General features: G+C 61.9%; 12 protein-coding genes. 1 reads left to right on the top strand and 11 read right to left on the bottom strand.

All coding sequences use genetic code 11. From position 1 onward, the window contains the following. Positions 1–541 precede the first annotated feature (541 nt). Complete coding sequence (locus CSQ91_RS08505; protein ID WP_099387972.1) at positions 542–2,014, bottom strand: hypothetical protein; 1,473 nt, start codon at positions 2,012–2,014, stop codon at positions 542–544. A gap of 136 nt (positions 2,015–2,150) precedes the next feature. Between CSQ91_RS08505 and yddG the strand changes: the two genes are divergently transcribed. Beyond that, complete coding sequence (yddG, locus tag CSQ91_RS08500; RefSeq protein WP_099388619.1) at positions 2,151–3,056, top strand: aromatic amino acid DMT transporter YddG; 906 nt, start codon at positions 2,151–2,153, stop codon at positions 3,054–3,056. Between the two features lie 59 nt (positions 3,057–3,115). On the opposite strand, the gene CSQ91_RS08495 is transcribed toward yddG, so the two are convergent. The 10 genes from CSQ91_RS08495 to CSQ91_RS08455 all read right to left on the bottom strand — a co-directional run bounded on the left by CSQ91_RS08495 (position 3,116) and on the right by CSQ91_RS08455 (position 14,792). Continuing rightward, the gene (locus CSQ91_RS08495; protein WP_034784460.1) at positions 3,116–3,403 is read right to left on the bottom strand and encodes a hypothetical protein; all 288 of its coding nucleotides are present in this window, start codon (positions 3,401–3,403) and stop codon (positions 3,116–3,118) included. A 65-nt stretch (positions 3,404–3,468) separates the two neighbouring features. Further along, a complete protein-coding gene (locus tag CSQ91_RS08490) occupies positions 3,469–4,830 on the bottom strand; it encodes a Vps62-related protein (protein WP_099387971.1) in 1,362 nt (453 codons plus the stop codon). Positions 4,831–4,934: 104 nt separating this feature from the next. Continuing rightward, complete coding sequence (locus CSQ91_RS08485; RefSeq protein ID WP_083299785.1) at positions 4,935–5,978, bottom strand: helix-turn-helix domain-containing protein; 1,044 nt, start codon at positions 5,976–5,978, stop codon at positions 4,935–4,937. A 41-nt stretch (positions 5,979–6,019) separates the two neighbouring features. After that, complete coding sequence (locus tag CSQ91_RS28875; protein ID WP_180278374.1) at positions 6,020–6,193, bottom strand: hypothetical protein; 174 nt, start codon at positions 6,191–6,193, stop codon at positions 6,020–6,022. A 20-nt stretch (positions 6,194–6,213) separates the two neighbouring features. Further along, complete coding sequence (locus CSQ91_RS08480) at positions 6,214–7,377, bottom strand: MFS transporter (RefSeq protein ID WP_099387970.1); 1,164 nt, start codon at positions 7,375–7,377, stop codon at positions 6,214–6,216. Positions 7,378–7,466: 89 nt separating this feature from the next. Further along, positions 7,467–8,048, bottom strand: coding sequence for a violacein biosynthesis enzyme VioE (gene vioE / locus CSQ91_RS08475; protein ID WP_034786446.1), 582 nt, complete (start codon positions 8,046–8,048; stop codon positions 7,467–7,469). A gap of 10 nt (positions 8,049–8,058) precedes the next feature. Continuing rightward, entirely contained in the window at positions 8,059–9,177 is a 1,119-nt protein-coding gene (locus CSQ91_RS08470) for a tryptophan hydroxylase (protein ID WP_099387969.1), read from the bottom strand. Continuing rightward, positions 9,177–10,466, bottom strand: coding sequence for an FAD-dependent oxidoreductase (locus tag CSQ91_RS08465; protein WP_099387968.1), 1,290 nt, complete (start codon positions 10,464–10,466; stop codon positions 9,177–9,179). The genes CSQ91_RS08470 and CSQ91_RS08465 overlap by 1 nt, the downstream gene beginning before the upstream one ends. A 1-nt stretch (position 10,467) precedes the next feature. Then, positions 10,468–13,488 carry an iminophenyl-pyruvate dimer synthase VioB gene (gene vioB / locus CSQ91_RS08460; protein ID WP_099387967.1) on the bottom strand — a complete coding sequence of 1,007 codons (3,021 nt, stop codon included), beginning with the start codon at positions 13,486–13,488 and terminating at the stop codon, positions 10,468–10,470. After that, on the bottom strand, positions 13,485–14,792 hold the full coding sequence (locus CSQ91_RS08455) for an FAD-dependent oxidoreductase (RefSeq protein WP_052140498.1): 1,308 nt from the start codon (positions 14,790–14,792) through the stop codon (positions 13,485–13,487). Before CSQ91_RS08455 ends, vioB begins: the two co-directional genes overlap by 4 nt. Positions 14,793–14,999 lie beyond the last annotated feature (207 nt).

Here is a 14,999-nt window from a genome sequence, read left to right as displayed (position 1 = left end):
CTTCATATCCCCGCATCGCGCGTGTTTTTGAAGGGGCTGCAGCGCGGGCTTCCTCGATGCGCCAGGCCGCCTCTTTCACCATCCCGTTGATATTATTCAAACCAAGGCGTACCGCCAGTCTGCCGTCCGCCATCGGCTCCAGGCATGCTTCCCATCCTCTCGTACAGACATCGACGGACCTTACCTCGACGTCATGCCGGCGCGCCATCTTACACCAGAGAGTAGCGGCTATGAAAAACCATGGGCTGGCTGTTGAGCAGGGCGGCCAGGAACTCGGCGGGATGATGGCGTATGGGAAAAGATGACTGTTCAGGGGGCGGCCTGCATCGTCAGGATGCGCCTCCCGGCATCAATTTACACTGCGGCAATTTCTTGCGTATGCTAAGTAGGGCGTAATAAATTATTGTCATTTCTGACTTCCATAACCGGCGCTCTGCGGTGTTGCCCGCTGCTAGCAGTGCTTGCACTGCGTCGCAGCGGGCGCCTTGCAGAGCATCCGGTTCTGTTCGTCATAACTTCACAATAATTTCCCACGACCTACTTAGTTCCCCACCGCCCGATCCGGGATGATCCATTGGAAATCCGTGAGGGTGAACGGTGCCAGGCAGGAGCTCCTGGGGTTGAGCGAGGCGCGCAGGTTCGGGCATTGTGGATTTTGATAGCTGGCCACGCCCGGTGTCATGGCTTTAAAGCTGCTGGGCCAGCCCGCGTTGGCGTGGCAGGTGTAGCAGCTGGTGCCGACGGGGTGCGTCACCAGTTCGATGTACGGGTTGGTGGCGACGGGAAGCAGTGCCGGATTGCCTTTTTCCGGGATGCCGTAGGCTTCCGTCAGCAGATAGTGTTTCCATGGCCCCGTGGCCTGGATGTCGGCCGGGCGGTTGGCGGCGTATGGCATGCTGTCGGGGCGGTCCGACCACCACACGCTTTGCAGGCCCCAGCTGGGAATTTCCTTGGTATTGATGTGCATGGCGACGGTGACCAGGTAGTCGCCTGCGCCGAATGACTGGCCGTTCAGCCAGTAGCTGGCGGCGTTGATGATGGCCTTGTCGGCATCGTCGAAACTGGCCCAGTCCGCGTCGCTTACCTTGTGGTGGTAGAAGTCCTGCAAGCCGTACACCTTGGCCAGTTTGGTGATGCTTGGCCATGGCGTCGTGCCGCCGTGCTTGTACACGCCATGCAGGTAGCTGACCTTCGCCATCTGGCCGACCTGCTTGCCGTCCGGGTCGATGGCAACGGCGGTATGCCACTGTTCGTAGCCCGCATAACCGGTATATTTGGCGCTGAAGTCGTCGTGCCACACGGGCAAGGCGGTCAGACCCTTGGCTTTCACTGGCCAATACATGTGTTTGGTCACGACATAGCTGGCTGGCGCATTCAGGTTATGCACGCGCTTGGCAGGGTCGTCCTTGCTGTACAGTGCGTCCAGGGTGCTTTTCTTGTAGACGGGCTGTTTGGGATCGCGGATGAAATCGAGCGCCTCTTTGCTCAGCGATTCCGTCGCGATCATGATATCGCCGTTGAACGCGAAGTGGATGCCATCGAGGATGCCGCTGACTTTGCCATCCTTTGCGTACGTGATGGCGCGCGGATAGGCCTTGATGACCTGTTCCGGAATCGGGTAGCTTGGCGTGTTTTTCAGGTTGACGGGAGTCAAGGTGCTTGCGCCCAGGCGGCCCATGTGGCGCTTGGATGGCTTCGCGCCCGCCGTGTCGGTTGCCGCCGTGGCGGTCAATGCCGCGGTGTCCGCAAACGCGTCAGTGCCGTTGGGCCAGGTGTACCAGACTGGCCAGTCCAGGCCAGCGGCCGGTTGCATGATGCCCGCCCACAAACGCCAGCCGTGCGCGCGCACGACGGCGTTGTCGCCAGTCTTTACGGCCGTCTGCAGCGCGCGGGTTTCCGCCGGTTCCAGATAGCCATAGCCCTTGGGGAAGGGCTGGTAGGCTGGCGTGCCGGCGGCTGCGGTGGCGCAGAACAACACGGCGAGGCTGGCGGACACTAACTTGGGAACGGACATGAATGCACCTGTTTAAGTTTAGTTATTGAAAGACATAGTATCCGCAAATAATTGATGGAATCTCAACAATTGTCACTGCGGATTGCCCTGGCGAACGACACCGGGCGTTTGATTGCATCACCTGAATGACATGAACATGAAAAATACCAACAAGGCCACCCTGACCGGGCTGGGCGCCATCCTGCTGTGGAGCTCGATTATCGGGCTGATCCGCAGCGTCACCGACCTGCTGGGACCCACGGGCGGGGCGGCGATGATGTACAGCGTGGCCTCGGTGTTTCTGCTGCTGTCCGTGGGCTATACGCGGCCGGGCGAATTTCCACGCCGCTATCTGGTCTGGGGCAGCCTGCTGTTCGTCACCTATGAACTGTGCCTGGCGCTGTCGATAGGTTATGCGGGCACGGCGCGCCAGGCCATCGAGGTTGGCATGGTGAACTATTTGTGGCCAACCTTCACCATCGTCGCGGCCATCGTGTTCAATGGACAGAAGAGCAATTTCCTCATCGTGCCGGGTTTCCTGCTGTCCGTCGCCGGCATCTGCTGGGTACTGGGCGGCGAACAGGGCTTTGACCTGGCCGGCACCGTGGCCAACGTGCGCGGCAACCCGCTCAGCTATGGCCTGGCCTTTGCCGGCGCGCTGATCTGGGCCGCATATTGCACGGTGACGGCGCGCATCGCGCAGGGCAAGAATGGCGTGACCCTGTTCTTTATCCTCGTTTCCATCAGTTTGTGGATCAAATACCTGCTGCAAGGTGGCGGCCCCATGGCGTTTACTTCCGAGGCCGTCATCTACCTGCTGCTGGCCGCTGGCGCCATGGGCTTTGGCTACGGCGCCTGGAACGTGGGCATTTTGCACGGCAACGTCACGATCCTGGCCGGCGCCTCGTATTTCATCCCCGTGCTGTCCGCCGCGCTGTCGTCGCTGCTGCTGCGTACGCCGCTGTCACTGGCCTTCTGGCAAGGCTCGGCGATGGTATGCGGCGGCGCCATCCTGTGCTGGCTGGCGACGCGGGCACGACGCATCAGTCCAGTCAGCAACTAGAACGGCGCAATACACGCAGCCAGTTTGCCCGCCAGGCAGCGCAGGCTCAGGCATCGTCGTCAGAAAGTCCTGCAGCCGGGACCGGGAGCGAGTCCCCACGACTTGCCGAAGCTGCCCCGCCTGCACGCTTCAATCGTGAAATTGGGCCTGGATTTGCCGCTGCATTGCCGCGCGGACCAGCAAGGGGCGTGGCCTACCTGGTCCGCGGCGGCATCCTTCTCTGCCTTGGCGGTGGCTGGGCCGGCCGCCGCATTTTCCTTGGGTGTTTCCTTGTCCTGCTTGGCGGCACCCGCCATCGATACGGCCGAAATCAAGGCGACAAGGCAAAACAGACGTTGCAGTTTCATATGAACCTCCTGGTTGGATGAGAAATATCAAACACACTGTTGTACTGCTGGGAAAGAAAGGCGATTCAATTTTTCATGGCTTCCGGCGGGCTTGCCTTGTCCGGTGGGGGAATGTTGGTCCGGTCCTGATTCCGGTAGGCGATCGGCCTGATCTGTGTCCCATCCGAGCGCGTCACCACCAGGTCGGTCAGCAATTGCCATTGCCATACACGCGCTGTTTCCTTGAAGATCAGCTGTTCCGAGTATTCGACGCTGGTCTCTTCCGTGCGGCCGCTCAGCTGCGTCAATGAAAACGTGTTGGTCATGGAGAGGGATGCCGAGGCGCTGGGACCTTCGAACACAGCACCGACCTCGACATTCGTGGTGATCGACGTCGACCGCTCGAAGGTCGTGGATTCTTCTTTCGTTACGCCCACGCGGTAGGTTGTCGTCGTGGTGCCGCCCCCGGTCGGCGATAAAACGTTGTAGCAAAAATAGTAAGGCTGGGCGGCGATGAAGTAGAAGGGCGACGTGTAAGGCTGGTCGGGTACGTTGCTGGCGTCACCGGGGATGGCGGTAAACGGGACGATCACGACAGGGCTCAAGCCGGCCTTCAGCTTGTGGTTGACCACAATTGCGGGGTCCAGCTCCGGCTTTTGCGGGGCGGGAAAATCAAATGGCTCCACGTCGAGGCAGGCCATGGGCAGGCGCAGGTAAAATGCCGGCAAGCCGCCATAGGTATACGCCAGCGGCGACAACAGGACGTATCCATCCTGAACATCCTTCCATTTGTCCGGCCGTGCCTTCGGCGCTTCCACGCTGCCGCTGCCTTGCCATCCGTGTTCCTGCCACACCCGGATCTTGTCGACGGAAATACACAGGTCTTTTCTTACGCACCAATACTTGCTTATGTCCGGCTCCCTGGGGTTAAAGCAGATGCCAAGCGCGTAATAGCCATCCGGCGCAATGGGTTGCCAGTAGCAGATGTCCCTGGGGTTTTTGGAGCCTCTGTCATTGACCAGAAAACGGAACCCCGTCGGATGCGCCAATGCAGGACCCAGGGCGGAAGGCGTTGCTTCCGGGCACGGTGACAGGTAAAACATGGGAGACGCCCGGGGTGGCTGATACGGCGGAGCCAGTCTGGTGGACACCGCGATATCGCCGACAGGGAGGCAATTCGCATCGCGCTGCCCGCTGCCCGTGAACTGGTAAAGGCCGATCCACGGCATGTTATTCAGGTCGGGGGGGAACTTGCTCAGGTCCAGTTGGCTCCAGACTTCGGTAAACTCCTCCGGCTTGCCTAAAGTCAAGCAAATTTCACCGTAGCGCACCGCCGTCCTTGTCCAGTCACTGGCGCGTACCGCCTTGACGATGGCGGCGTTCGCCTTTTCATTGTATGGCGCCAGAGCGAGGGTGGCGTCGCTGGCATCGTTGTTGTCGTTAAGCATGGGCGCTGAACTCCGTCGAGAGTAGGAACCGGCCCCGCAGCTGTCGCGGGCGTGTAGGGAGCTTGATTCTCCCTCCCTGGTTCACGCCGACTTGACACCCTGTTTCACTTTTTCAAAATATTATTTTGAGGAAATATCATTCCGAACTGTTCACGGTAGTCGCGCGGCGACATGCCATACGCGCGGCTGAATGCGCGTGAGAAATCGGAGGCGCTGTTGAATCCCAGTCCCAGTCCGATCTGCGTCACGGCAAGATGGCGCATGCTGGTCAGTTCATGTGCCGCGTCGCGCAGGCGGCAATGGCGGATGTAGGCGGCCAGGCCCCCCTGGGATTCAAACAGGCGGTAGATGGTCGAGCGGGCGACGGGGAATGCCCGCATCACGCCGTCCGGCGTCAGGTGTTCCTCGTGCAGGTTCGCCTGGATATAGTGTTCGATCTGTCCCTGCAGCGCGGCGCGGGCGGCAGCGCGCCCATGCTCTTCCAGGCGCTGCTGCTTGGCAAATGCGGCAATGATCAGGCGGGCGCAGGTGCGTATCGTCTGCTCTTGCTGGTCTGCCGGCAGCGCTGGCAGGCGCTGGCACAGGATCTTCAGGTAACCCGGCAGCATGCGCGTCAGCGGCGTGGTATAGCCGACGATGCGGCCGTGGATGGCTTCGGCATCGGGCAGGTGCGCGCTGACCGCGGCGCGGGGCAGGAAGAAGGCCAGTACATGCGCCCGCGTCGGCCGCGCCATGCTCATGGGCTGGTTCATGTCCAGGGCCAGTATGCCTGGCGTGTATTGCTGCGCCTTAGCGCTGGGGCGTGCCGTGCTGGTCTCGATAATGCCCTGCACGGCGATGTGAAAGACGAAATCGCGCATGCTGTCGGTGGAGATGCGCTGATTGCTGCGTAGCTGGGTCACCGCATCCGTGCGGCTATCCAGATACGCCATGTCCGGCAGCAGGTAAGTGTCGAGTTCTGCGTGAAATCCATTGTCCAACTGCTGGCGCCGTACCTGCAAGTCAAGAAACCGGCCCAGATAATCGCGCCAGGCCAGCAGCTGCAGTTCCTTGTGCTCGCTGGCGACGCTGAAATGCTGCCGCGTCAGCCCGCTGACGGGGGGCGTGCGGGCATGCCTGATGTCACGCGCGGCAAGCAGGTCGCGCATCGCCGTGGAATATTCCTGGCCCAATGGTGGTCGCTCCAGTCCTAGAGGATAGCTGTTGCCGGCAGCTTGTCCGCCAGCGGCATGATCTTGCCGGGATTGGGCGTGGCCGTCAAGACAGGTTGCCGTCCGCTCAGGAACGAAACGATGACGCAGCAGCATCCCGCGATGGAAACAAGGCGTTCCGCATCGGGGCTGGGCTGAAGGGCGGTTGGCAATGCCAGCCGCCCTTCAGCCGCTAATGCGACAATACCGAATCGCGCGACCTGTGCCCGAGGTAAGGCAGCAAGCTGATGAGGCCAAGCACGGCCAGTGCGACACCGACCCACAGCGGGGAGCGCAAGCCGTAGCCGGCGGCGATGCCGAGGCCGCCGAGCCAGGAACCGGCGCCCAGGCCGATGTTGATGACGGACGTGTGCACCGTGTTGACCAGCGGCCCCGGATGGGCCGTTTTCATCACGCGGGCGATGATGGCGGGATTCATCGACATGCCGACCAGGCCCGTGACGACCAGCAAGGCGACGCTGATGGTTTTGTCGTGCGCAAAGACGGCGAACAGCGCCAGGCTGATGCTCAGTATGACCATGCCCCACACCATGATGACGGTGGTGTAGCGGTCCGCATAACGGCCGACCACGCCATTGCCCACCACGTTGGCGACGCCGTAGATGCCCAGCAGCCAGGGGATTGAAGATGCTGGAAAACCGGTAATTTCCGTCAGGATGGTCGCGAAATAGCTGAACGCCGCGAAAATCGCGCCGATGATGAGGCCGCTGCTGGCGTACGCTGCCCACAGGTGGCGGTTGCGGAACTCCCCCAGTTCATTGCCGAGGCTGACGACTTCGGATGGCTTGGCGCGCGGCACCAGCACGGTGATGAGCGCCAGGCACAATAGCGCCAGCAGCACCACCAGCCAGAAGCTGGCGCGCCACCCCAGGTGCTGGTCGATGAGCGTGGCGACCGGCACGCCCACCACCGAAGCGAGCATGAGGCCGCCGATCACGACGGCGGCGGCGCGTCCGCGCGCGTTGGGAGCGACGATGTCGGCACAGATCGCCAGGGACAGGCCAAAGCAGGTGGCGGCGGCCACGCCCGTGACCACCCGCGCGATGGCCAGGATGTCATAGCTGGTGGCGGATGCGGCAACGGATTGGGCAAGGACATAAAAGCCCAGCAGCCACAGCAGTCCTTTCTTGTTCGGTACGCGCAGCTTGAGCAGGACAATGGTGCTCAGCGGTCCGCCGATGACCATGCCCATGGCGTAGAGCGAGATCAGATAGCCGATCCGTGTCACCGGTTCGTCCATGGCCAGGGCCAGCGACGGCATCATGCCCGCCACCATGAATTCGGATGTCGTTAACGAAAAGATCGTCAACCCCAAAATGTAAACAACCAGCGGCATATCAATATCCTTCGAGAGTAATAACAAAAACACTTGCCAGGCGTGGCGCGCTCCGGCCGCATGCGGCCCTTGCGCGCGCCACGGCCCGGTCAGGTGTTGCAAGACGTAAAGACGCTGTCCGGAATGTCGCCGACAAACAGGTTGGGAAAGTCGCGTACCGACAGGTGCTGCGGGTCATTGCCGGTGACCATGCGCAGCAGGCGGTTGCCACCGGCCTCCAGGTAAAAGACCGATGGCGGCTTGCCCGCCCGCTCGACTACCCAGGCGTCCGCCTCCCGGCCCAGCACGGTGTGGCGGCCATCGTGACGGGCACCGCCGTCCAGCAGCACCGCCTGCGGCAGGAACAGCTCATGGAACGGGGTCACCTCATCGGCCAGCGCCGTGCCCTGCAGCTGCTCGCCAGCCGCCTCCGCTTGCCTTGCGTAGGCCACTTTCTGCTTGCGGCTTTGTTCGCGCCTGGCGTCGCCGATTTCCGACATCCACAGCAGGTGTCCATGTTCCTTTTCCGACCAGGGGTTGAACAGGCCGTCGATGCGGCAGATATTGCGCGCATAGTCGAACCAGCAATAGCCGGACGTGACCTGGTCATCCGCCTGCATCGGCGTCCAGTAGGAGACATAGGCGCTGCTCCATTGCATCGGCAGCAGCGGCGGGGAGACGTGTGTCGGCATGGTATCTCCCTTAGCGGCCCAGCGCGTAGCCAAGGCTGGCCATCAGCGCTTCTTGTAGCGACGGCAAGTCCTTGCGGCGGGCGTCGAAGCTGGCGGTCAGCTCTGCATTACTCAGTTCGATACGTTCGCCCACGCTTTCAAACCACAGGCGGCTGCTGTTGGCGTGTTCCTTGAACAATTGCACCAGGGGCACGGCACGGGCATTGAAACTGTCCAGTGCGGCGGCCTTGCCGTCTTCGGTATTGAGGATTTTGACCAGCAGCAAGGCGACCACCACCGCCATGGTGGTGCCATGGCCGATGGAAAAATGCCCCGATTGCAGCGCATCGCCGAGCAGGACGAACTTGCCGTCGCAGGCCTGGTCGTGGCTGAGGGTCATGAAGTTGCGCCAGCCCTGGCCCGGTTGGCTCTGCAGTCCATGCTCGCCGAGTTCGGCCTTGAACGTTTTGGCGATGTACGCGGCGGCATCGCGCTCGGACAGCGCCTCCAGCCCGGCCTTGGCGTACGTCTCTTCGCTGCATTCGACGATAAAGGTGCTCATCGTGTCCGAATATTTGTAGGCATGGCCGATGAATATGCCGTGCTCATTGCTGCGGAACACCAGGTTCATCTGGTCGAACAGCTGGGTGGTGCCGTACCAGATGTATTTGTTGCGGCCAAAATCGATGTGCGGCGCCAGTGCTGGCGGCAATTCCAGCGATTTGTAATTGACGCCATTCGATACCACCACCAGGTCGTACTCGGCTTCCAGCTGCGCCTTGTCCGCCGGCGGCGTTTCGTAACGGATGGCGATGCCGGCCGCCACGCACTTGGCGCGCAGGGCTTGCACCAGGGCCTGGCGTCCGACGCCGCACAGGGTAACGCCGGTGCTCATCAGGTTGGGCTGGTCGTGATGCACGAGCTTGAATTCTTCCAGGAACTGCGGATTGAGCCGTTCCGGCTGCTCCAGGTAGGAGAGCGGATTGGCGGGGTGGCGCGGCGGCCGCCCCGGCAGCACCACACCCCAGCCCAGCACTTCTTCCGGGGTGTTTTTTTCCGTAATGCTGATATCCCAGCCGGGCTGGGCCTGTTTCATTTGACTGGCAAAGAGCAGTCCTGCGGGGCCTGCGCCGATGACGAGAATTTTCATTAATTTACCCTTCCAAGTTTGTACCAAACGTTTTGTTTCTTCTGGATTTGCTGCAATTCATCGTAAGGAACCGATGTGAAGTACAGTTTCTCCGCCATGTCTGGCGGATAAACACGGGGGAATTTCTTGTGCATGTAGCGCGTGTAGCGCGTCTGCAGGAAGAAAATCAGGTTCGGATTGCTCAGCGCTTCATAGTTGGCGATCGCCATGTCCTGCATGGCGTCCGCCTGCACCTTGCGCTGCTGCGTGAATTCGGACAGGGCAGGGCCCAGGGCATTGCCGTGCTTTTCCAGCAGGGAAACGAAGACGTGGACGTCTTCCAGCGCCATGTTCATGCCTTGTCCGAGGAACGGGGCGGTGGCATGCGCCGCATCGCCGATCAGCAGGATATTGGCCTTGTAGTGGAAGGTGCTGGAGCGGACATTGATGAGGTCGTTGCTGGGCAGCGCCATGAACTGGTCCAGCATTTCCTTGCGACGGTCCGGCGGCAGGGTGCCGAAGTAGCGGCTGAAGAAATCGGCCATGGCTTCGCGGTTGAGCGTGCCCAGGCTGGGCGTGCCGGTGTAGGGCAGGCACAGGGCAAAGCTGATGCTGCCGTCCGGGATGGTGGCTGCGCGGCCGGCAAACAGGCCCTTGGAATCCATGCCGAAGAAGTACAGCAAATCCTTCCTGAAACCCAGATCCGCCGCGTTCGGCAACACCAGCGTCTTGTAGCCGTGGCGGAAGTAACTCTGCCTGAACTCGAAACGGCGCATGCCGCTTTGCATGGCGCGCCGCACGGCAGAGTGGGCGCCGTCGGCGCCAATGATCAGGTCGCCATGCAGCTTCTGCAAGGCGCCGTCCGGGCCCTGGATCAGCACGATCTTTCTTTCCAGGTCGACATCCAGGCATTTATGCTCAAAGTAATACTTCACCTCGTGCAGGGCGGCATGCCGGTTCAGCAGGCGCTGGAAGGCGGTGCGGTCCAGCGACAGGGGGAACAGGCCTTCGAGCGGGGTCAGCTCGCGTATCCGGTGCCGGCCGCCCACGCTGAATGCCATGCCGACGATGGGTTCGCCGCACTGGTCGAGCTCTTGCTTGCTGATGCCGGCGGCCAGGACGGCCTTGATGCCGCGTACCGTCATGCTCACGCCGATGGCGCGCGAGTTGACGGGGTCGGCGTTGGCGGCATTCTCCAGCAGCGGATCGCCGCGCTTTTCGACAACGTGGACATCGTGCCCCCGTTGCGCCAGATAAATGGCGCTGAGGCTGCCTGCCAGGCCTCCGCCGACGATAATGATTTTATGCATTTCAAGCCTCTCTTGACATCTTTCCCCGAGATAAATCGGTAAGTTGCTGATTAAAAAACTCCAACATTTCTATCGGCGCCATGCCGACGGCATCGCTCTCCAGGCTGCGCGCGTACTGCGCCAGCGCCAGGCATTTCTGCGCCAGCATGTCGCAGCCCAGGCTGTAGTCGCTGCTGACCCGGCTGCTGACCGGTTCGGGCACGGGCGCTCCCGCATGGCGGCCAGGCAGGCCGGACGGCATGTTCATCAGGGCCGCCGACAGGGGGCGCAACAGGCCGGTCATGATGTCGATGGAGGCGTTCATCAGGCGCGAGCGGCGCAGGCTGCCCAGCGGCTGCTGCGCAAAATGGTGCGCCATCATCAGGAAGGTCAGTTCATAGCAGCCCTGATATAGCTGCATCAGCGCGCGCGCCTTCTGATCGGTCACCACGCTGCAGTCCGCGCGCGCTTCCAGCACGGGATTCTTCAGCGCCGGCAGCGCCGGCTCGAACGGCTTGTCGCAGGCCGAAAACTTGCCGGCGATGGCGCGCAGCCGCTGGAAGTGCGAGGAGGCGAAATGCGGCGAATCGACGGCCACGCCTTCGCCCTGTTCCGTGACGAAATCGATGGCGAACAGCGCGCTGTCGCGGTCGGATACTTCCAGCTGGTAGCCGGGATAGGCGCGGTTGGTCAGTTCTTTCAGGAACAGGTGGTGCTCGCCGCCGCGCTTGCCGCCGCCGCTTTCGAACAGGCCGGGCAGCTCGGCCAGGGCCTGGCGGATCGCGATATAGAAGGTGGCGATGGATTTGCCCGGCGTGGGAATGTAGTCAGGCCATTCGAAACGCACGAAGCGGGCCAGCACGTGTTCGGAAAATGGTTCGAACGCAAATTCCGTGTCCAGGCCGAAACGCTGGCGCGCCTGCTGGCCCAGCAGCGGGGTACCGCTGTAAAACGGTTCGCCAAGCGCCATCAATACATTGTTCACCAATAGGTAGTGAATCATTTCTTCATGGGCGATTTCCAGCAGCGCGCCGCGCGTGCCGCTGTTGCGGCGCCGGTCTTCGGCGCCGCAGGCCAGTTCCAGTTCGGCCGGCAGCCAGCGGCCGGACTGCACCAGGGCCGCCCCCTGCGCATAATTGGGAATCGAATACGCGGCATACAGGTATTGCAGCATCAGCGACAGTTCCAGATCGATGGCTTTTTTCAGCTCGTCGATCAGTTCCGTCTTGCAGCCGATGGCATGCGGCGCGGCCGGTTCCGGTGCCGCCGCCTTGGCCGCCGCTGCCGCCTCGACCTGCGTCAGGTATTTCAGGAACAGGCGCGATTTTGGCAGCGACAGTTCGCGGGTGCTGGGCATGTAGTAGCTCTTGTCGCGGTTCTGCGGATCGCACATCTGCCACATCAGGCGCGAATACGTTTCGCACTTGCACTGGTCCGCCAGGCTGAAGACCTTGTCCGACATGAAGGGATACACGAGCTCGTAGTAGCTCATCACATGCCGGTAGAGGAAGGCGTAGTCGACCTGTTCGGCCGGCACGTCGTCGAGGTCCCAGTCGTCGGGCAGCACGCGCACGCCGAGGTATTGCTTGGCCTTGCCTGTGCCCAGCATGATGCGGGTCGCGCCCGGCTTGCGCCCCGTCAGCGTCAGCGCCGTGTAGCCGTGCCCGAGCGGCGACGGTTGCTGCTCCACTGCCAGCAGCGCGCCGTCTTCCGCCTCCGCCAAGGACGGAGGCGCCGCCAGCTCGCCGCGGAAGCGGCTTTGTACGGTGATGGTCTGCGGAAATTGCTCGTGCTTGTTCCGGTTCGGCGCTTCCAGGTACAGCTGGTTGCTGTCCGATTGCAGCACCCAGTCGGCTTCGTCCCACTGCGCCTGCGCGCTGCCCAGGCTGAGCGAGCCTGGCGCCGCGCCAGCGTGCTGCAGCGGCACGTCGAAGACGCCGTGATTGCGCCAGTAGTCGCGGTACAGCTGCTCGGGAATCCGCGCCAGAACGGTGCCGGCGCCGTCATGCAGCAGCAGGTCGCCCAGCGCTTGCTTGCCGCCCAGGGCATGCGTGGGATGCTGTTCCGAGACGGCGCCTATGTCGCGCGTAGTGAAGGGAATGGCGGTCGGCATGTTTAACGAGATGCGGTCCGCATGCACTTTCACCAGCACCGGCCCCAGGCTGCCCTGGCGCGGCTGCAGCAGACGGCCGGCCGGATAGGTGGCCAGCTCGTCGCGCCGCCACAGGCCGATGCTGCCGGCCAGGTCGTAGAACACGGGCGAATCGGGTTTTTGCGGCGTTGACATATTGAACAGGCAGTACTGCACCGTCAGGCCCAGCACCTCGTCGTCGGCCAGGGCTTGCTGCAAGGCATGCATACTGGCCGGCAGCGGCAGGTCTGCATTGAACAGGAAATGCGGGTCCTGCTTGGCCACGGAAAACTGGAACAGCCTGGCGCGGCCGAATTCCTCGTCCAGGAAATGCCCGCTGCGTTCCGTGATATGGCCGCTGCCGAGCCAGCGCACCGAGTGCGCCTGCGCGATGTCGGCCGTGAACAGCGTGGGCGTATTGGGCGTGGCCAGCTTGTCGCTCAAGGTGAACTGGCCCGCGTAGATCAGCGTGGTGTCGGGCTGCGCCGGGTTATTGTCGATCCACCTGGCGCGGTTGAACGTCGTGCGCAGGTACTCGTTGTAGTGGCCCCATAGGCCCAGCTTGGCGCCCACCAGCGCGTCCTGGGTATCGACTTCGCCATCGCACAGCTGGACGCCCGTGATCCGCGCGTTTTCCCACGAGAAATGGTTGTTTCCACAAAAATTATAGCCTGCCGCCTGGCTGAAGATGCCGTCCGGATCGGGCTTGCCCTGTGCGTTGAAGCGGGGGGCGAGCTGTTTCAGGTACGCATGGAATTCGGCTGGCGGCCGGCTCAGGTCGACAGCCTCGCCCGCCATCGATACCGCATTCGTGGCGATATCGATGTTGCCGTGCGTATTGCGATTCCCCGTCGGCACATTGGCGCGGGCAAAACCCCGAAAATGCAGACGGGGGAAGTCAAGTAGGCTCATGCGCGCTCGGTCGAGGAAGTGATGAAGGTATCGTTGGCAGCTTCTTCTTCCGTCCGTTGATCGAGCCGCTGCAGCAACAGGCCGCTGGCGTGCTGGGCGCTGATCAGGCTGCCTTCCATCCAGCCGCAATGCGCGGTATAGGCATCCGAGCAGGAGATGATGCCGTCCCGGTGCAGCAGGATGGCCGGGTGGTCGGCTTCCGGCTCCACGCAAAACTCGACGCCATGCGGCCAGAACTTGTGAAAGTGCGCCTTGATCTGCGGCAGCGGCTGGCCATCGAGCGGCAGGACTTCTTCCAGGTGGCTGCGGACACGCTCCAGGTACACGTCTTCACCAAGCTCCAGGCTGTCCCGCCAGTAGGTGGCGCTTTTGCTGTCGGTGTAGAACAGCACGTATTTGTCGCTCTTGAAGTAGATCTTGCGCAGGGGATTTGCCGCCATCAGCACCTTGTCGGTCAGCCCCAGCGCATCCCACCAGGCTGTGTCGAACGTGAAGAATCCCTTGAACAGGGGCAGCGAGTCGTACTGGAACGGACTCCAGGCGTTCGGGAAATCCAGGTTCAGGCGCGGCATGGCGGACGGCGGGATGGCCATCACCAGATGGCGCGTGCGGTGCATCTGCGTGTCGCCATGGTGGCTGAAGGCGAGCACATGGTCGGCGCCCGATTTTTCAACGGACAGCAAGCGGTGTTCGAGCCTGAATTCCACCCCGGCGACCTGGGCCTGGTGCTGCAACTGGCACAGCAATTCGTGGTAGCCGTCGGTGGCATAATGCCACTGGTTGGCGGCGTTTTCCGTAAAGTGCTGCGTTTCCGGGTGCTTCTTGATGATGTCGTAGGCCATGGCCGCCGACACCATCGGCAGCAGCAGGGCGTCATAGCCGGTCGCCTTGATGATGTGGCTGGCCTTGGCGGCGCCCAGGTAATGGCTGACGAACTCGAGGAAGGAGTCGTTCGGATGCATTTTCAGCATCGGGCTCAGCTCATCCAGCGTTGCCTTCAGCTCTTCCAGCACGCTATCGTGGGAGATGACCTCGGTGAACGGGTAGACCGCATGCGGCAAGCCGCTGCCTTGCATGAGTTGCTGGAAATGCGGATGCAGCTGCGGCGAGTAGCGGGCGGCGCCGAGTTCGGCGATTTCCTCGCCATCTATTTTCCGCGACTGGATGCGGCCGCCTACGGTGGCATTCAGGTCGAATACGCGGATGCGCAGGTTCCTGCCGGCGGCGGCGTCGATCAGGTTGTTGGCGCAAGTTAAGCCTCCGATGCCGGCGCCAACGATGCAAATGTCAGAATACGTGCTCATACGAAATTCCTTTTTAACGTTCATTAATCAAAAAGCCGCAAAATCGCTAGCAAAAGTTTCCCCAGCACGTGTAGGCAAGGGAGGGGGAACGCAGGGTGTTACCGCACTTGGCGAGCGTTATCGGCTGGGGAGTGAAAAGCCTGGCGAGAACTGGCGTTGTGTCTGGTACGGTCGATTCTTGGCAGCAGAGTTTCTGTTTCAAATCAA

Source organism: Janthinobacterium sp. BJB301, from assembly GCF_002735685.1.
GTDB lineage: Bacteria > Pseudomonadota > Gammaproteobacteria > Burkholderiales > Burkholderiaceae_D > Janthinobacterium > Janthinobacterium lividum.
This window is presented reverse-complemented; position numbering and strand designations above follow the sequence as displayed.